This window comes from Streptomyces sp. NBC_00887, assembly GCF_045207585.1.
In genome coordinates, this window is record NZ_CP108788.1 from 8,501,484 (window position 1) to 8,517,837 (window position 16,354).

Sequence of the window (16,354 nt, forward strand, 5' to 3'; positions counted from 1 at the left end):
GACCGAACGAGGAGTACCCCGTGGCAGACCGCACACCCCCGCTCCGGCCCGAGGAGCTGCGTCTGCTCGTCGCGAGCGGCGAGATCGACACCGTCGTCCTTGCCTTCCCCGACATGCAGGGCCGGCTGCAGGGCAAACGGTTCGCGGCGTCCTTCTTCGTCGACGAGGTGCTGGAACACGGAACGGAGGGCTGCAACTACCTGCTCGCCGTCGACACGGACATGAACACCGTCGACGGATTCGCGATGTCCTCCTGGGCCAACGGCTACGGCGACTTCGCGATGCACCCCGACCTGGCCACCCTGCGCAGGGTGCCCTGGCACGAGGGCACGGCCATGGTTCTCGCCGACCTCGCCTGGGAGGACGGTGCACCCGTCGTCGCCGCGCCCCGCCAGATCCTCCGCCGCCAGCTGGAGCGGCTCGCCGCCCACGGGCTGACCGCCCATGTCGGCACCGAGCTCGAATTCATCGTCTTCAAGGACACCTACGAGCAGGCCTGGGACCGCAACTACCGCGATCTCACCCCGGCCAACCAGTACAACGTCGACTACTCCGTCCTCGGAACCGGCCGCATCGAGCCCCTGCTGCGCCGCATCCGCAACGAGATGGCGGCCGCCGGCCTCACCGTCGAGTCGGCCAAGGGCGAGTGCAACCCCGGCCAGCACGAGATCGTCTTCCGATACGCCGAGGCACTGGTCACCTGCGACCAGCACGCCGTCTACAAGACGGGCTCCAAGGAGATCGCCGCCCAGGAGGGCGTCGCGCTCACCTTCATGGCCAAGTTCAACGAGCGCGAAGGCAACTCCTGCCACATCCACCTCTCGCTCCGGGACGAAGGCGGACAGAGCGTCATGGCGGGCGAGGACGGCACGATGTCACCCGTGATGCGGCACTTCCTCGCCGGACAGCTCGCCGCCCTGCGCGACTTCTCCCTGCTCTACGCGCCCAACATCAACTCCTACAAACGCTTCCAGCCCGGCTCCTTCGCCCCGACGGCCGTCGCCTGGGGCCACGACAACCGCACCTGCGCCCTGCGCGTCGTCGGACACGGCCGCTCGATGCGCTTCGAGAACCGGCTCCCCGGCGGAGACGTCAACCCGTACCTCGCCGTCGCAGGCCTCGTCGCCGCCGGACTCCACGGCATCGAGCACGCACTCGAACTCCCCGACGCGTGCGAGGGCAACGCCTACACCGCCGGATACGACCAGGTCCCCACCACACTCCGCGAAGCGGCCGCCCTCTGGGAGGACAGCGACGTGGCCCGGGAGGCCTTCGGCGACGAGATCGTCTCGCACTACCGCAACATGGCGCGTGTCGAACTCGAGGCCTTCGACGCCGCGGTGACCGACTGGGAGCTCCGCCGCTCCTTCGAACGCCTGTGAGGCACCTGTGATCACCGAGCACCGAGTACTGAACCCGGCGACCGAAGAGCTCGTCGCCACCGTTCCCGCCACCACCGTCGCCGAGGTGGACACCGCCGTCACGCGGGCCGCGGCAGCGCAGCAGGTCTGGGCCGCACTCGCTCCCGCCGACCGCGCCCGGCTGCTGCGCCGCTTCGCCGTCCTTGTCGACGAACACGGCGAACGGCTCGCGCGGCTGGAGGTCACCGAGGCGGGCCACACCCTGGGCAACGCGCGCTGGGAGGCCGGCAACGTCCGCGATCTGCTGGACTACGCGGCCGGGGGAGTGGAGCGCCTCACCGGGCGTCAGATCCCCGTGCCCGGCGGCATCGACGTCACCTTCCTCGAACCCCTCGGCGTCATCGGGGTGATCGCCCCCTGGAACTTCCCCCTGCCGATCGCCGCCTGGGGGGTGGCCCCGGCTCTCGCCGCCGGTAACGCCGTACTCCTCAAACCGGCGGAGACAACCCCGCTCACCGCCCTGCACCTGGCCGGGCTCGCCCTGGAAGCGGGTCTGCCCGAGCACCTCTTCCAGGTGCTGCCCGGCGCGGGCGAGGTCGCGGGCAGGGCCCTGGTGGAACACCGCGGAGTGGCCAAGATCGTCTTCACGGGCTCCACCCGTGTCGGCAAGCAGATCATGGCCGCGTGCGCCGACCGCGTGAAGCGGCTCACCCTCGAACTCGGCGGCAAGAGCCCCAACATCGTCTTCGCGGACGCCGACATCGAGGCCGCCGCAGCCGCCGCACCGATGTCCTTCCTGGACAACGCCGGTCAGGACTGCTGCGCCCGCAGCCGCATCCTCGTCCAGCGTTCCGCCCACGAACGCTTCCTGGAACTCCTCGCCCCCGCCCTCGCCTCGGTGGTCGTGGGCGATCCCTCGGACGAGAAGACCCAGATGGGCCCGCTGATCTCCCGCACCCAACTGGAGCGGGTCCGCTCCTACGTCCCCGAGGGCGCGGCCGGCATCCGGGGCAGCGCCCCCGAAGGCCCTGGGTTCTGGTTCCCGCCCACCGTCCTCACCGAGGTCCACGCGGACGCGCCCGTCGCCACCGAGGAGGTCTTCGGGCCGGTCGCCGTCGTGCTGCCCTTCGAGGACGAGGCGGACGCGGTCCGGCTGGCGAACGCCACCGAGTACGGCCTGGCCGGGTCCGTCTGGACCCGCGACGTGGGCCGCGCCCTGCGGGTCTCCCGGGCGGTGCGGGCCGGAAACCTGTCCGTCAACTCCCACTCCGCCGTCCGCTACTGGACACCGTTCGGCGGCTACAAGCAGTCCGGACTCGGCCGTGAACTGGGGCCCGACGCCCTCGCGGCATTCACCGAAACCAAGAACGTCTTCATCGGCACGGAGGCCTGAACACGCATGACCACCGACACCGGGAACATCTGCCGCCGCCTGGCCGGCCGTACCGCCGTCATCACCGGAGCCGGCAGCGGCATCGGTCTCGCCACCGCCCGCAGGCTGGCGTCCGAAGGCGCCAACGTCGTCTGCGGCGACATCGACGAAACCGCGGGCAGAGCGGCCGCCAAGGAAGCCGGAGGCACCTTCGTACAGGTCGACGTCACCGACCCCGACCAGGTCGAGGCGCTGTTCAAGGCCGCGTACGACACGTACGGATCCGTGGACATCGCCTTCAACAACGCCGGCATCTCGCCACCCGACGACGACTCCATCCTGACCACCGGGCTGGAGGCGTGGAAGCGCGTCCAGGACGTCAACCTCACCTCCGTCTACCTCTGCTGCAAGGCTGCCCTCCCCTACATGCGGCGCCAGGGGCGCGGCTCGATCATCAACACCGCGTCCTTCGTGGCCCGGATGGGCGCGGCGACCTCCCAGATCTCGTACACCGCGTCCAAGGGCGGAGTGCTCGCGATGTCCCGCGAACTCGGTGTGCAGTTCGCCCGGGAGGGGATCCGGGTCAACGCCCTGTGCCCGGGACCGGTCAACACCCCTCTGCTCCAGGAGCTGTTCGCCAAGGACCCCGAGCGGGCAGCCCGCAGGCTGGTGCACATTCCCGTCGGCCGGTTCGCCGAGGCGACGGAGATCGCGGCGGCCGTAGCCTTCCTGGCCAGCGACGACTCCTCGTTCGTCAACGCCACCGACTTCCTCGTCGACGGCGGGATCTCGGGGGCGTACGTGACTCCCCTTTAGCGATCGCCCGTTCCGGTCGGCCGGGTCGACGGACGAGCCGCGGCCAGGCCGGCCGCCCGCCGGAAGTGTCGACCAAGTGGACCGGCTGTGACCTACCCTGACGGGGTTTCGACCGTTCGAGCCAGGGGTGGGGATCCGCATGGCGACGCGCACGACCGACGACACGGGGCCGGGGCGGAAGAGGCTGCTGCCGGGCCGTCAGGGTACGGGGCGGCTTCGCCCCCTCCGCGCGGCCTTCACCGCGCTCCTCGTCGCCGGCCTCGCCACGGGCTGCTCCGCCCTCGGGGGCTCACTGCGCGTCGTCTGGGAGGCCCCGGTCGACAGCGAAGCCATGGGCTACGGCAACGGAACCTGGCTGGTCGGTGACACGCTCGTCCGCAGCCGGTACGACGCGGTCACCGCCTTCGACGCGGGGACGGGGAAGGGCCGCTGGGAGTACACCCCACCCGGACAGGAGCACATCTGCGCCGTCAGCCGGCGGTCGGCCGGCTCCATCGTTCTGATCGCCCGGGGGAACACGACGGACGCGGGCTGCTCGACCGTCGCCGCGCTCGACCTCACGACCGGCCGCGAGCGATGGCACACGCCTCGCCCCCCGGGCGAACAGACCGATACGTTCACCGACATGGTCGCCGTCGGTGGCGGGATCGCCGTCGTGCGGGACGCCGACGACATGTGGGCCCTCGACGACGACACGTGGACCCCCGACACCCGCCCCGCCGTCCCCGGGTCGAAGGCCCTGCGCGCCCTCGATCTGCGGACCGGCGCCCCGCGCTGGACAGCGGCCGTCCCCGAGGGCTGCGTGCCCGAGCAGATCGCCGCGGGGGAGCGGCAGGTCGTCGCAGTACTCGCTTGTGCCCGCACCGAACTGCGCCTCGCCGCGTTCGATCCGGCCGACGGCCGGCAGCGGTGGACCGCGCCCCTCGGCGGCCGGACCACGCCCGTACCGGACGGTCAGGTGACCCTGTTGTCCGCCGAGCCGGCGGTCGCGCAGCTCGGCGGCGCGACGGAGGGCCAGCCAAGTACCTTCCTCGCCTTCAGAGAGGACGGGAAGCCCGCCGGGCGGATCGAGTCCACCGGCGGATACGGAACGGTCCAGGCACACGCGCCGGCCCTCGTGGCCGTCGCGGACGGGCGGCTCTATCTCGGCGCCGAGAGCAGGGAGCGCGAGGCGTACCGGGACCGCGTGGTCGCCTTCGACCTCACGAGCGGCGGCCAGGTCTGGCTGGAGGACGTGGCCGTCGCGGGCGGTCTGCGCGCCCTCGACGTGACCGGCGGCCGGGTGACCGTTCTCGCCGACCGCGGCTCCCGGCACGACGGCCTCGACGAACTGCGGGTGCTCGACGCCGCCACGGGCGACGAGAAGGAGAGCATCGAGACCGGTCTCGACGTGGACCGGGCACAGGGCGAACTGGCGGACCTGCTCGTGTACGAGGAGCTCGTCGTCGCCGTGCGGCAGGATTCGGGGGCGCGCCCCTTCTCGGTGTACGCGCGCGAGTGACGGATCGGGGACCGCACCACCGACGCCGGATCTCCGGCGCAGGGCACCAGGGCCCCTCGCAGCGAAATCCCCGGAATCTAGAGTGGGGGCATGAGCAACGCGACCCCTCCCGGCTGGTACCCGGACGCGAGTACCTCCGGCACCGAGCGCTGGTGGGACGGCACGGCCTGGACCGGGCACACGCGGCCGGCCGCCGTCGCGCAGCCCGTCGCGTTCCAGCAGCAGTTCGCACCGCAGGTCCCACCGGCCCCCGCCCCGAGCGGCGGCCGGACCACCCGGGTCGTCGCGGTCGCGCTGGCGGTCCTCGTGATCGCCGGCGCGACCGTCACCGGAATCCTGGTGCTGGGCGAGGACGACGGCACAGGCACACAGGCGGGCCCCGGGCCCAGCAGCTCCGCACCGGCGACCGGTGGCTCCGACACCCCGGGCACGGACACCCCGTCGGCCGACGACGCCCCCGCGGACGACCCGAAGCTGCTCGTCGACCAGCTCAACGGGATCACGCTCCCGGTCCCCGAGGGCTGGGAGAAGCCGGAGAGCACGCTCGACGACGCGACCACGATGCGTACGGTCGAGTCCTACACCTGCCCCGGCGATTCCGGCAGTTACTGCTACCACGGCACGGTCACCGTCCGCACCGCGAGCGGCACCGACGTCACGTCCGTCGAGACTCTGGCGAAGCAGGACATCAAGACCGCCGCCGACAAGGCCTACGGGGAGAACTTCGTCGGGGACCCGATCCACGGCGGCATCACGTCGCAGAAGGAACTGGCGTCCAAGTCCGTGAGCGTGGCCGGGCGGACCGGATACCTGGTGCGCCGGCAGGTCACCACGGGCAAGGGCCCCGGCGGATTCGTGCAGTCGCTCGTCTTCCCCTCGGCGGTGGGCAGCGAAACGCCGGTCATCGTCCGCTTCGCGCTCGACGCCGGACAGGACAAGCTGCCCGTCTCCCTCATGGACACCATCACCCGGGGCATCCGCCCGCTCGGTGACAGTGCCACCGGAGGAGGCGTCGGCAGCTCGGTCGGACCCTGACCCGCTCCGGCCCCGATCCGGGCAGACGACCCTAGAGGAACGTACGGCCCTCGCCCCGGTACGTCGGCACGGTCGCCGTGATCCGGTCGCCCTCGATCAGCTGCAGTTCGTCGAAGCGCTCGCACAGCTCACCGGCCTTGGCGTGCCGGAACCACACCTTGTCCCCGATCAGCAGATCATCGGCGGGCGAGCCGAGCAACGGCGTCTGCACCTCTCCCGGACCCTCCTGCGGGTCGTAGCGCAGCCCCTCGGGCAGGTACGGGACCGGCAGCCGGTCCGCGCCCGCGGCCCCGGACGCCGGATATCCGCCACCCAGCACCGTCACCACGCCCACACCCGGCCGCCGCACCACGGGCTGGGCGAACAGGGCGGCCGGACGGCCCGTGAACGAGGTGTAGTTGTCGAACAGCCGCGGTACGTACAACCCCGAACCGGCCGCGATCTCGGTCACCGCCGCCTCGGCCGCGGTGTGCTGCACACTGCCGGTGCCGCCCCCGTTCACGAACTCCAGGTCCGGCGTCACCGCCCGGACGGCCCGCACGACCTCCGCCCGCCGCGCCGCCAGCTCCTTGCGGGCCGTGGCCTGCATCAGGCGGACCGCACGCGATCGCAGCGGCCGGCCGGCGACCGAGTCCCCGACGCCCGCGACATGGCCCTCGTACGCCATCAGCCCCACCAGCCGGAAGCCCGGCCTACGGGCCACGGAACGGGCCAGCTCGGCCAGTTGGGCGGGCGAGCGCAGGGGCGAGCGCAGCGCGCCGATCCTGACCCGGCCGCCGAGCATCCGCAGCGAGGTGTCCAGCTCCAGACAGACCCGGATCTCCTCGGTGCCGCCGGCCCGTGCCGCGTCGATCAGCTCCAGCTGCGCGTGGTCGTCCACCATCACGGTCACGGCCGCCGACAGCTTGGGATCCGCCGCCAGCTCGGCGTACGCGGCCCGGTCGGCCGACGGATAGGCCAGCAGCACGTCGTCGAAACCGGCCCGGGCCAGCCACAGCGATTCCGCGAGGGTGAACGACATGATCCCGGCGAACCCCGGACGCGCGAGCACCCGCTCCAGCAGCGCGCGGCAGCGCACCGACTTGCTCGCCACCCGGACGGGCTTCCCGCCCGCCCGGCGCACGAGGTCGTCCGCATTGGTGTCGAAAGCCTCCAGGTCCACCACCGCCACAGGGGCGTCGAGATGGGCGGTGGCCCGGTTGTAACGGGTCCGGTCAGCGGCGCGGGCAGTCATGGCCGCAGCTTGCCAGACGGTCGTACCACTGGGTAGGGGGACGTTCGGTGCAGATCCCCCGCACCCCCGGTCCTGTGCCCACGGGGCGCCCTTCACCCCGTAGAGTGACGGTCACGCGGATGACCGACGGCCGGTCCGGGAAAGTGATCCGCAGGCGGTACGGGGAAGTGAACCAGGGGGCCGGATGAGTACCGAAGCGCAGCGCGCTCCTGTGCCGCCCCGCCCGACCACCCCGCCGCCCGTCCCCGCGCAGCCCCCGGCTCCGCCCGCGCCTCCCGCCGCACCGGGCACGGGCGTGCAGCCCATACCGCCCTCCGTGCCTCCCGCCGCACCGGGCACGGGCGTGCCGCCCACGCAGGCCCCCGCCGCACCGGGCACGGTCGCGCAGCCCACGCAGGCCCCGGCTCCCCGCCCGCAGGCCCCCGCGCCCCGCACCGCGGACGACGCGCCCCCGCCCGTGGAGACGACCACCCAGCTGCGCATCGTGCCGCCCGCACCACCCGCCGCGCCTCCTCCGCCGCCGCCCGCGACCAGGCGCAGGCCCGTCGGCGCGGTGGATCTCACCCCGCGCCCCGGCGCCGTCCCCGCCCCGCCGGGGGCGTACTACGGCTACGCCGAGACGCCCGTCGAGACCACCACCCGCCTGCGCCCCATAAAGACCCGGAACCCGGGCAGGGCCGCGGCCGCCGTGGCCTGTGTCGTGCTCGGCATCGGGCTGATCGGCGGTGCGGTCACCGGCACCTGGCTCACGGGGGACTCCGCGGCCGAGCCCGGAGCCGGTACCGCGTACTCGGCCGGCCGCTCCGCCTGGCACAGCGTCCCCGTCGACACGCTCTTCCCCCGCACCCTCAAGGGCGACGGCGCGGGACCGGGGGCCACCGACCGGGTCTGGACCCGCGTCGCCGTCGCCACCGACAGCGATTGCGCGGCGGGCCTGGACCCGCTGCTGCTCAAGACGCTCCGCCCGGTCGGCTGCGCACGCATGGTGCGGGCCACCTACACCGACGCGACAAGCAGCAGTGTCACCACCGTGGGCATGGTCTTCACCGAGGCGGACAGCGAAGGGATGCGCGCGCTCAGTACCCGGTTCACCGGCCAGCACCTCGATGTACGGGCAGACCTGATGCCCCGTACCTACCCCGCCGAGGGCACCGCCGCAGCGGACTTCGGTGACCGGCAGCGTGCCAGTTGGACGGTCAGCGTCCTGACCGAGGTGCCCGTCGTCGTGTTCGCCGTCTCCGGTTTCGCCGACGGCCGTACGGTCGCCGAGCCGCAGCCCGCAGCCGTCGCCATGGCGGCAGGCGCCACCACGGCGGTCGCCCAGGCCGGGCTCGGCCACGAGGCGAAGGGCATCGCCGACCGGGTGGAGCGCTCGCTGCGCAGGAACGTCACCGACCTCACGGAGAAGCCGGAATGACCCGCCCCCGCCGGCTCCGCGCGTTCGCCGCGGTGGCCATCGCCACAGCGTTCGCGGTACTGCCCGCGGTGCCGGCCCAGGCCGACGCCCTGCGGGACCGGCAATGGGCCCTGGAGGCCCTGCACACCGACCGGGCCTGGCAGACCACGAAGGGCAAGGGCATCACCGTCGCCGTCCTGGACACCGGGGTCGACGGCAGCCACCCCGACCTCCAGGGCCAAGTGCTCCCGGGCAAGGACCTCATCGGGTTCGGCGCCGGAAAGGGCGACCGGGCCTGGGCGGTGCACGGCACCGCGATGGCCGGCATCATCGCGGGCCACGGCAACGGGCCCGGGCGGAACGACGGCGTCCTCGGAGTCGCACCGGAAGTGAGGATCATGCCCGTGCGGGTCATCCTCGAGTCCAACGACGCGTCCCGCGCCAAGGCCCGTCAGTCGCGCGGTACCGCCCTCGCCGACGGCATCCGCTGGGCCACCGACCACGGTGCCGACGTCATCAACCTCTCCCTCGGCGACGACAGCAAGTCCGCGCACCCCGAGCCCGGTGAGGACGCGGCCGTCCAGTACGCCCTGAGCAAGAACGTCTCCGTCGTCGCCTCGGCCGGAAACAGCGGTGAGAAGGGCAACGGCGTCTCCTACCCCGCCGCCTACCCCGGGGTGATCGCTGTCGCCGCCGTCGACAAGTACGGCACCCACGCCGCGTTCTCCACCAGCCGCTGGTACGCCACCGTCAGCGCGCCGGGTGTCGACATCGTCGTCGCCAACCCGGACCGCCACTACTACATCGAGTGGGGCACCTCGGCCGCCTCGGCGTTCGTCTCCGGAGCCGTCGCCCTCGTACGCGCCGCCCACCCCGGGCTGTCGCCCGCCCAGCTCAAGACGTTGCTCGCGGACACCGCGCGCAACTCCCCGGCAGGCGGCCGCGACGACGCCCGTGGCTACGGGCTGGTCGACCCCGCCGCCGCGATCGAGGCCGGGGAGAAGCTCCGCCCCGACAACCTGGACGCCAAGTCCGCCCCGGCCGGTTACCGCAAGCAGTACTTCGGATCCGGCCCCGACCCGAAGGCCGGGGACGACGGCCCCGCCGGCTGGCTGGCCCCGTCCGCCGGGGCGCTCGGCGCCGTGCTGCTGGCCCTGGCCGTGGTCCTGTGGCGCGGCAGGGGAGCCCACACCGGCGGAAGCACGAGCGGAAACAGCACCGTCGCCGGCATCACCCGGTGGCGCTGACCCGTCCTGCCACGCCGACGGCGGCCTTCGCCACCGACTCGACGAGGGCTACGCCGGCCTCCTTCGTCGCGTGCCCGCGCGACAGCACGGCCACCAGGTAGGTGCTCCCGCCGCTCTCCACCCGTCCGATGCTGTTGATGTCCCACAGCCCGGTCGTCGTGCGGGGCATCCACCCGTTCTTCAGCGCCGCGCCGCTGCCCGCCGCCGACACCCCCCACCGCTGGTCCGCCCGGACCTCGCCCATCAGCTCCGTCAGGTACGCGCGCGAGGTCTCCGACAGCTCCGAATCCGTACCGAACACCGCCTCCAGCAGACGCACCTGGTCGGTGGCCGTCGTCTGCGTCAGCCCCCACGCATGCGCGGCAGTCGTCCCGGAGAGCCCCAGCCGCTCGTTCGCCGCGTCCAGCCCCTCGGCGCCGCCGACCGTCTTCAGGAGCTCGGTGGCCGAGGTGTTGTCGCTGCGCCGGATCATGGCCTCCGCCCACGCGTGCTCGGCGCCGTTCAGCTCCCGCCCCTCGTCCTGGGCGAGGAGCAGCAGGGCCGCCAGGATGTCGACCTTGACGATGCTCGCGGTGTCGTACGCCCCGTCCCCGTACACCGCGCCCGCCCCGCTCGCCGTGTCCAGCACCGCCACCGACACGTCGGCGCCGCCGGTCAGGGGCGCCAGCGCGCCTGCCAGCTCCGCATCGAGATCCACCTCGGGCTCCTCGCTCGTGCTCGCCGCGGCCGACGGGCTCGACGCGGACGATACGGATGCCACGGCGGCGGGCGCACGATCCGGCGAGTGACCCACCAGATTCGCGCCCCCGGCGGCGGAACCCGCCAGCAGCACGACAGCCGTCACGGATGCGGACAGGGCGGACCTGCGGATTCTTCTGCGGGACATGATCCGGACGCTAGGAACCGCAGCTGGCAGCAGCCTGTGCCCGACCTGTCGCCGGGATGGGAGAACCGGTCCACTACGCTCGTCGTGTGGCGCTCAAGAACATTCCGGACCCCGGCTTCTCCGACGACGACGGCACGGCCGCCCCCGAACTGACGGCGGCGCTCGCCGCGTGGGCGGAGGACCGGACAACCGTCGGCCCGGTCCTGGCGGCGCTCCGCGGCGCCAGGCTCCTCGTCCCGGTCGTCGCCGTCCTCGGCGAGGTCGAGGAGGACGAGAACGGGCTGCGTCGCGAGAAGACCAGCGACATGGCCGTGCCGACCCTGCAGGCCGGTGACCGGCGCGCCCTGCCCGCCTTCACCTCCACCGCCTCGCTGGCCCGCTGGGACCCGCAGGCGCGCCCGGTCGCCGTACCCCTGCACCAGGCCCTGCAGGCCGCCGCCCACGAGAAGGCGGACACGGTGGTCCTGGACCTCGCGGGGCCCGTCGCCTTCGAACTGACCGGCCCGGCGCTGCTCGCCCTGGCAGAGAACCGCAGCAGCACGGACCCGCTCGACGACCCGGCCGTGGTCGCCGCGGTACGGGAAGCGGTCGCAGCCGAACCTGCGGTGATCCGGGCCCACCTGGGCCCGGGGCAGGCCGACGGCACCCTCGCCCTGGTCCTCCGCCCGGACGCGGTGGTGGCCGAAGCCGCCCGGCGGGTCGCCGACGCGCTGTCGGCCAGCGAGGTCCTGCGTGCCAGGCTGGTGCGCGGTATCGACCTCGCACTCCTGCCGGCCGGGGCCGAGGCACCCGGCGAGCCCCTCTTCACCCGCTGACACACGCGAGAGCCCGCCGCCTGTCGCAGGCAGCGGGCTCGGAGGTGTGCGGTGCGGAGGGATCAGCCGTAGACGGGGCCCGTGTACTTCTCGCCGGGGCCCTGGCCCGGCTCGTCCGGTACGAGCGAGGCCTCGCGGAAGGCCAGCTGGAGCGACTTCAGGCCGTCGCGCAGCGGGGAGGCGTGGAAGGTGCTGATCTCGGTGGTGCTCGCGTCGAGCAGACCGGCCAGTGCCTGGACCAGCTTGCGGGCCTCGTCCAGGTCCTTGTGCTGCTCGCCCTCCTCGGTCAGACCGAGCTTCACGGCGGCCGCGCTCATCAGATTGACGGCGACGGTCACGATCACCTCGACCGCGGGGACCTCCGCGATGTCGCGGGCCATGTCGTCGAAGCCGGGGTTCTCGGTGCTGGGGGTCGCGTCACTCATGCCCCACACGATAAGGCCACGTCCGCACGGCGCTGTCCGTGGGAGCACCTGTGGGAGCGACTGCGAGGCGTGCGGGGCCGCGGGTTAGCCGCAGCCCCGCGAAGCTGCTAACCTTGTGTAACGACCGGCCGGACACCTATGTGCTCGGCCCACAAGTGGAGGCTCCGATCTCCCACCTGACCGTCCTCGCGGACGGCGGGTCACCGGTCAGGTAGCGACCATCGTTCCGTACGGACGATGGAGCTGCTCGATGCGCCCCGCGGTTGACCGCGCGGTGTTCCGGTATTTCCTGGAGCCCCGCCTGTGTCCCGTCCCGGGGCATTTTTGCTTTCCCGGCTCGGTTGGTCTTACGAAACAGACGCTACGCGGCTGTCCGCCAGGCGGTCGCGTGGCGCTACCGAGGAGGATCCATCAGCGCCGAGCCCCGCATCAACGACCGGATTCGCGTTCCCGAGGTGCGACTTGTCGGTCCCAGCGGCGAGCAGGTCGGGATTGTTCCGCTTGCCAAGGCCCTGGAACTTGCACAGGAGTACGACCTCGACCTGGTCGAGGTGGCGGCGACAGCCCGTCCCCCCGTGTGCAAGCTCATGGACTACGGAAAGTTCAAGTACGAGTCGGCCATGAAGGCCCGTGAGGCGCGCAAGAACCAGGCGCACACGGTCATCAAGGAAATGAAGCTCCGGCCGAAGATCGACCCGCACGACTACGACACCAAGAAGGGTCACGTCGTCCGGTTCCTCAAGCAGGGGGACAAGGTCAAGATCACGATCATGTTCCGTGGTCGTGAGCAGTCCCGTCCCGAGCTGGGTTTCCGACTGCTCCAGCGTCTCGCTTCGGATGTCGAGGACCTCGGCTTCATCGAGTCCAACCCGAAGCAGGACGGCCGGAACATGATCATGGTTCTGGGCCCGCACAAGAAGAAGACCGAAGCCATGGCCGAGGCCCGTGAGGCCCAGGCCGCCCGCAAGGCGGAGCGTCAGGGTTACGCCCACGACGCCGAGCCCGAGGGTGAAGACGCTGAGGCCCCGGCCGCAGCTGCCGAGGCTCCGGCCGAGACACCTGCAGAAACACCTTCCGAGGCGTGACCTCTGGGGGCTGCCATCCAGGCGCCCCCAGGTCCCTCGGGAACCACCCAAAGATCTGACGCCCCTGCAGTCCGGTGCCCGCACCGAGAGGGGCGCCACTGACGAGGAGAGAACGGCGCGATGCCGAAGAACAAGACGCACAGCGGTGCCAGCAAGCGCTTCAAGATCACCGGCTCCGGCAAGGTGCTCCGTGAGAAGGCCGGCAAGCGCCACCTGCTCGAGCACAAGTCGTCCAAGAAGACCCGCTCGCTGACCGGCACGGTCGTCGTGGCTCCGGCCGACGTCAAGAAGGTCAAGAAGCTTCTCGGCAAGTGAGGACGCTGCCTCCGGTGAACCCGGAGGCGCGACCTCGATCCGACCGGGACCAATTCGTTTCCGGGCCGTGTGAGTCCAACCACGGCCCCGCTGTAAGGAGTCAAAAGTGGCACGCGTCAAGCGGGCAGTAAACGCCCACAAGAAGCGCCGGGCGATCCTCGAGGCCGCCAAGGGTTACCGCGGTCAGCGTTCGCGCCTGTACCGCAAGGCCAAGGAGCAGGTCACCCACTCCCTGGTCTACAACTACAACGACCGCAAGAAGCGCAAGGGCGACTTCCGTCGGCTCTGGATCCAGCGCATCAACGCCGCTGCCCGCCAGAACGGCATGACGTACAACCGCCTCATCCAGGGTCTGAACGCCGCCAACATCGAGGTGGACCGCAAGATCCTGGCCGAGCTCGCGGTCAACGACGCCAACGCGTTCGCCGCTCTCGTCGAGGTCGCTCAGAAGGCCCTTCCGAGCGACGTCAACGCCCCGAAGGCCGCCTGATCCAGGCAGTCCTTCCAGGTGTGTGAGCCGGACCCGCAGGCGCAAGCCGTCTGCGGGTCCGGTGCGTTGCAGGACGCTGTGCGTACGTAGTCATCCGTACGCAGAGAAACGTACGCAGAGAAGCAGAGATACGCAGAGAGGCTCGCCGCCGACCATGGGCACCCCCGAACTGATCTCCGCGCGGTCGCCGCGCGTCGCCGCCGCACGACGGCTGGCCAGGCGCAACTTCCGCGGCAAGGAGCGCAGGTTCATCGCAGAGGGGCCGCAGGCCGTGCGGGAGGCAGCGGCGCACCGGGGCAGCGACGGCGAGCCCACGCTGACCGAGCTCTTCGCCACCGTCGAGGCCGCCGACCGGTACGCCGACATCGTCGACGCCGCCCACGCGGCGGGCGCCCGCGTGCATCTCGCGGACAGCGACGTGCTGGCCGACGTCTCGCAGACCGTCACCCCGCAGGGGCTGATCGGTGTCTGCCGCTTCCTGGACTCGCCCTTCGAGGAGATCCTCGCGGCGAAGCCCACACTGGTCGCCGTACTCGCCCACGTACGGGACCCCGGGAACGCCGGAACCGTGCTGCGCTGCGCCGATGCCGCGGGCGCCGACGCCGTCGTGCTCACCGACGCGTCCGTGGACCTGTACAACCCCAAGTCGGTCCGTGCCTCGGTCGGTTCGCTCTTCCATCTGCCGGTCGCCGTCGGCGTGCCCGTCGAACAGGCCGTGCAAGGGCTGCGGGACGCCGGTGTGCGCATCCTGGCGGCCGACGGCGCGGGCGCGGACGACCTCGACGACGAGCTCGACGCGGGCACCATGGGCGGTCCCACCGCCTGGGTGTTCGGTAACGAGGCCTGGGGCCTGCCGGAGGAGACCAGGGCGCTGGCCGACGCCGTCGTCCGGGTCCCGATCCACGGCCGGGCGGAGAGCCTCAATCTTGCCACTGCCGCCGCCGTGTGCCTCTACGCCTCCGCACGGGCCCAGCGCCCGCGGCACACCGGCTGAGCCGGCCCGTTACCGGAGCTCCACCGATCGATCCAAGCCACACCCGGCGGTGCGCAGCCTCGGGGTGTCGCTCGCCGTCCGGCGCCTAGTAGGGTGACGAACTCGGGGGCCCACTGCACCGGTTCGAGAGGTGGGGTACGGGAATATGGCTGTCGGCATGAGCAGGCCGCGTCAGACACACACGGCCGCCGTGCGCGCCATCACCGACGGGGACGACACCATCGGCATCATCGGGGACGCGGCAACGGGCATCGACCCGGACGACCTGCCCGACGGTCTCGTCGTCGCCGACGAGAGCGGCCGGATCATCTGCTTCAACTCGGCCGCGACGCGGATCACCGCCACACCGCGGGCTGCGGCCCTGGGCCGCCCCCTCGAGCTCGCGCTGCCCCTCGAAGACCTCAAGGGCCGCCGCTGGTGGGCCCTGACCGACCCGTACGGGGGGCTCGCCATCAGGGTCGGACAGCCCGAGCGGAACCTGCTGCTCCCCGGCGGCCGTGAGGTCCTGGTATCAGCGCGGTACGTACGTGAAGCCCCGACCGGCCCGGTCCGCCGGCTGGTCGTCTCGCTCCGCGGAACCGAGGCGCGCCGCCGCACCGAACGCAGCCACGCCGAGCTGATCGCCACCGTCGCCCACGAACTGCGCTCCCCGCTGACCTCGGTCAAGGGGTTCACCGCGACCCTGCTGGCCAAGTGGGAGCGTTTCACCGACGACCAGAAGCGGCTCATGCTGGAGACCGTCGACGCCGACGCCAACCGCGTCAACCGGCTCATCGCGGAGCTGCTCGACATCTCCCGCATCGACTCCGGGCGCCTGGAGCTGCGCCGCCAGCCCGTGGACATCTCCGCCGCCGTCGAACGCCACGTCCAGGCCCTCACGGCGAACGGCCAGGCACCGGACCGCTTCCTCGTACGCACACGGCAGCCCCTGCCCGACCTCTGGGCCGACCCCGACAAGGTCGACCAGGTCCTGGGCAACCTCCTGGAAAACGCGGTGCGCCACGGCGAGGGAACCATCACTATTGAGATCGCCCCTGCACCCGCACCGGGCAAGAGCGACGAGATCGGAACGGCAGTCACCGTGAGCGACGAAGGTCCCGGCATCCCCGAGGAGTCGATGGGCCGCGTCTTCACCCGCTTCTGGCGGGGGAGCAAGCGCGGCGGGACCGGCCTGGGCCTCTACATCGTCAAGGGCATCGTCGAGGCGCACGGCGGCACGATCACGGTCGACCGGGGGCCCGGCGGCGGCGCCGAGTTCCGATTTATCCTGCCCGTGAGCGCCCCGGCCTATCTGAAATGAAGGGGTTTCGCGCCAGCGAATCGGACAGGGTGGCGGCGGGCGACGGGTGGGCTTGAGCGGCCCACGGGCTCCTTCGCCTCTC

Annotated in this window: 16 protein-coding genes; 13 read left to right on the forward strand and 3 right to left on the reverse strand. The window is 72.0% G+C overall.

Going from position 1 to position 16,354, the window contains the following annotated elements; translation table 11 throughout:
• The first annotated feature begins 20 nt into the window (after nucleotides 1-20).
• The 5 genes from OG844_RS38805 to OG844_RS38825 all read left to right on the forward strand — a co-directional run bounded on the left by OG844_RS38805 (nucleotide 21) and on the right by OG844_RS38825 (nucleotide 6,085).
• Nucleotides 21-1,382 (forward strand): glutamine synthetase family protein, encoded by a 1,362-nt coding sequence (locus tag OG844_RS38805; RefSeq protein WP_406388795.1) that lies wholly within the window; start codon nucleotides 21-23, stop codon nucleotides 1,380-1,382.
• Nucleotides 1,383-1,389: 7 nt separating this feature from the next.
• Nucleotides 1,390-2,754: an aldehyde dehydrogenase family protein gene (locus tag OG844_RS38810; RefSeq protein WP_406388794.1), complete on the forward strand. Its 1,365-nt coding sequence runs from the start codon at nucleotides 1,390-1,392 to the stop codon at nucleotides 2,752-2,754.
• A 6-nt stretch (nucleotides 2,755-2,760) separates the two neighbouring features.
• On the forward strand, nucleotides 2,761-3,549 hold the full coding sequence (locus tag OG844_RS38815; RefSeq protein WP_406388792.1) for a 3-oxoacyl-ACP reductase: 789 nt from the start codon (nucleotides 2,761-2,763) through the stop codon (nucleotides 3,547-3,549).
• A 139-nt stretch (nucleotides 3,550-3,688) separates the two neighbouring features.
• Nucleotides 3,689-5,050, forward strand: coding sequence for a PQQ-binding-like beta-propeller repeat protein (locus OG844_RS38820; protein WP_406388790.1), 1,362 nt, complete (start codon nucleotides 3,689-3,691; stop codon nucleotides 5,048-5,050).
• Between the two features lie 90 nt (nucleotides 5,051-5,140).
• The gene (locus tag OG844_RS38825) at nucleotides 5,141-6,085 is read left to right on the forward strand and encodes a DUF2510 domain-containing protein (protein WP_406388788.1); all 945 of its coding nucleotides are present in this window, start codon (nucleotides 5,141-5,143) and stop codon (nucleotides 6,083-6,085) included.
• 31 nt (nucleotides 6,086-6,116) lie between these two features.
• Here OG844_RS38825 and OG844_RS38830 read toward each other — a convergent pair whose 3' ends face one another.
• Nucleotides 6,117-7,319: an amino acid deaminase/aldolase gene (locus tag OG844_RS38830; RefSeq protein WP_406388786.1), complete on the reverse strand. Its 1,203-nt coding sequence runs from the start codon at nucleotides 7,317-7,319 to the stop codon at nucleotides 6,117-6,119.
• A 553-nt stretch (nucleotides 7,320-7,872) separates the two neighbouring features.
• On the opposite strand from OG844_RS38830, the gene OG844_RS38835 reads away from it, so the two are divergent.
• Together OG844_RS38835 and mycP are read left to right on the forward strand one after the other, a co-directional pair.
• The gene (locus OG844_RS38835) at nucleotides 7,873-8,736 is read left to right on the forward strand and encodes a hypothetical protein (RefSeq protein WP_406396023.1); all 864 of its coding nucleotides are present in this window, start codon (nucleotides 7,873-7,875) and stop codon (nucleotides 8,734-8,736) included.
• Nucleotides 8,733-9,962, forward strand: a complete 1,230-nt coding sequence (mycP, locus tag OG844_RS38840; protein ID WP_406388784.1) for a type VII secretion-associated serine protease mycosin — start codon at nucleotides 8,733-8,735, stop codon at nucleotides 9,960-9,962. Before OG844_RS38835 ends, mycP begins: the two co-directional genes overlap by 4 nt.
• Here the strand turns inward: mycP and OG844_RS38845 are convergent.
• Entirely contained in the window at nucleotides 9,946-10,848 is a 903-nt protein-coding gene (locus OG844_RS38845) for a serine hydrolase (RefSeq protein ID WP_406388782.1), read from the reverse strand. The two genes, mycP and OG844_RS38845, sit on opposite strands and share 17 nt — an antisense overlap.
• 86 nt (nucleotides 10,849-10,934) lie before the next feature.
• Between OG844_RS38845 and OG844_RS38850 the strand changes: the two genes are divergently transcribed.
• Nucleotides 10,935-11,663 (forward strand): SseB family protein, encoded by a 729-nt coding sequence (locus tag OG844_RS38850; protein WP_406388780.1) that lies wholly within the window; start codon nucleotides 10,935-10,937, stop codon nucleotides 11,661-11,663.
• Between the two features lie 62 nt (nucleotides 11,664-11,725).
• Here OG844_RS38850 and OG844_RS38855 read toward each other — a convergent pair whose 3' ends face one another.
• Nucleotides 11,726-12,088, reverse strand: a complete 363-nt coding sequence (locus OG844_RS38855; RefSeq protein ID WP_329212824.1) for a DUF1844 domain-containing protein — start codon at nucleotides 12,086-12,088, stop codon at nucleotides 11,726-11,728.
• Nucleotides 12,089-12,429: 341 nt separating this feature from the next.
• Between OG844_RS38855 and infC the strand changes: the two genes are divergently transcribed.
• The 5 genes from infC to OG844_RS38880 all read left to right on the forward strand — a co-directional run bounded on the left by infC (nucleotide 12,430) and on the right by OG844_RS38880 (nucleotide 16,272).
• A complete protein-coding gene (gene infC / locus OG844_RS38860) occupies nucleotides 12,430-13,173 on the forward strand; it encodes a translation initiation factor IF-3 (RefSeq protein WP_406388778.1) in 744 nt (247 codons plus the stop codon).
• A 120-nt stretch (nucleotides 13,174-13,293) separates the two neighbouring features.
• Entirely contained in the window at nucleotides 13,294-13,488 is a 195-nt protein-coding gene (gene rpmI / locus OG844_RS38865) for a 50S ribosomal protein L35 (protein WP_031097481.1), read from the forward strand.
• A gap of 106 nt (nucleotides 13,489-13,594) precedes the next feature.
• The gene (gene rplT / locus OG844_RS38870) at nucleotides 13,595-13,978 is read left to right on the forward strand and encodes a 50S ribosomal protein L20 (RefSeq protein ID WP_329212826.1); all 384 of its coding nucleotides are present in this window, start codon (nucleotides 13,595-13,597) and stop codon (nucleotides 13,976-13,978) included.
• A gap of 154 nt (nucleotides 13,979-14,132) precedes the next feature.
• The gene (locus tag OG844_RS38875) at nucleotides 14,133-14,972 is read left to right on the forward strand and encodes a TrmH family RNA methyltransferase (RefSeq protein WP_406388776.1); all 840 of its coding nucleotides are present in this window, start codon (nucleotides 14,133-14,135) and stop codon (nucleotides 14,970-14,972) included.
• A 145-nt stretch (nucleotides 14,973-15,117) separates the two neighbouring features.
• On the forward strand, nucleotides 15,118-16,272 hold the full coding sequence (locus tag OG844_RS38880; RefSeq protein ID WP_406388774.1) for an ATP-binding protein: 1,155 nt from the start codon (nucleotides 15,118-15,120) through the stop codon (nucleotides 16,270-16,272).
• The last annotated feature ends 82 nt before the right edge of the window (nucleotides 16,273-16,354 follow it).

Coding starts and splice junctions, on each gene's coding strand:
- mycP (WP_406388784.1), top strand. CDS start 8,733: ATGACCCGCCCCCGCCGGCTCCGCGCGTTCGCCGCGGTGGCCATCGCC.
- OG844_RS38845 (WP_406388782.1), bottom strand. CDS start 10,848: ATGTCCCGCAGAAGAATCCGCAGGTCCGCCCTGTCCGCATCCGTGACG.
- OG844_RS38815 (WP_406388792.1), top strand. CDS start 2,761: ATGACCACCGACACCGGGAACATCTGCCGCCGCCTGGCCGGCCGTACC.
- OG844_RS38875 (WP_406388776.1), top strand. CDS start 14,133: ATGGGCACCCCCGAACTGATCTCCGCGCGGTCGCCGCGCGTCGCCGCC.
- rpmI (WP_031097481.1), top strand. CDS start 13,294: ATGCCGAAGAACAAGACGCACAGCGGTGCCAGCAAGCGCTTCAAGATC.
- OG844_RS38825 (WP_406388788.1), top strand. CDS start 5,141: ATGAGCAACGCGACCCCTCCCGGCTGGTACCCGGACGCGAGTACCTCC.
- OG844_RS38855 (WP_329212824.1), bottom strand. CDS start 12,088: ATGAGTGACGCGACCCCCAGCACCGAGAACCCCGGCTTCGACGACATG.
- OG844_RS38880 (WP_406388774.1), top strand. CDS start 15,118: ATGGCTGTCGGCATGAGCAGGCCGCGTCAGACACACACGGCCGCCGTG.
- OG844_RS38820 (WP_406388790.1), top strand. CDS start 3,689: ATGGCGACGCGCACGACCGACGACACGGGGCCGGGGCGGAAGAGGCTG.
- OG844_RS38830 (WP_406388786.1), bottom strand. CDS start 7,319: ATGACTGCCCGCGCCGCTGACCGGACCCGTTACAACCGGGCCACCGCC.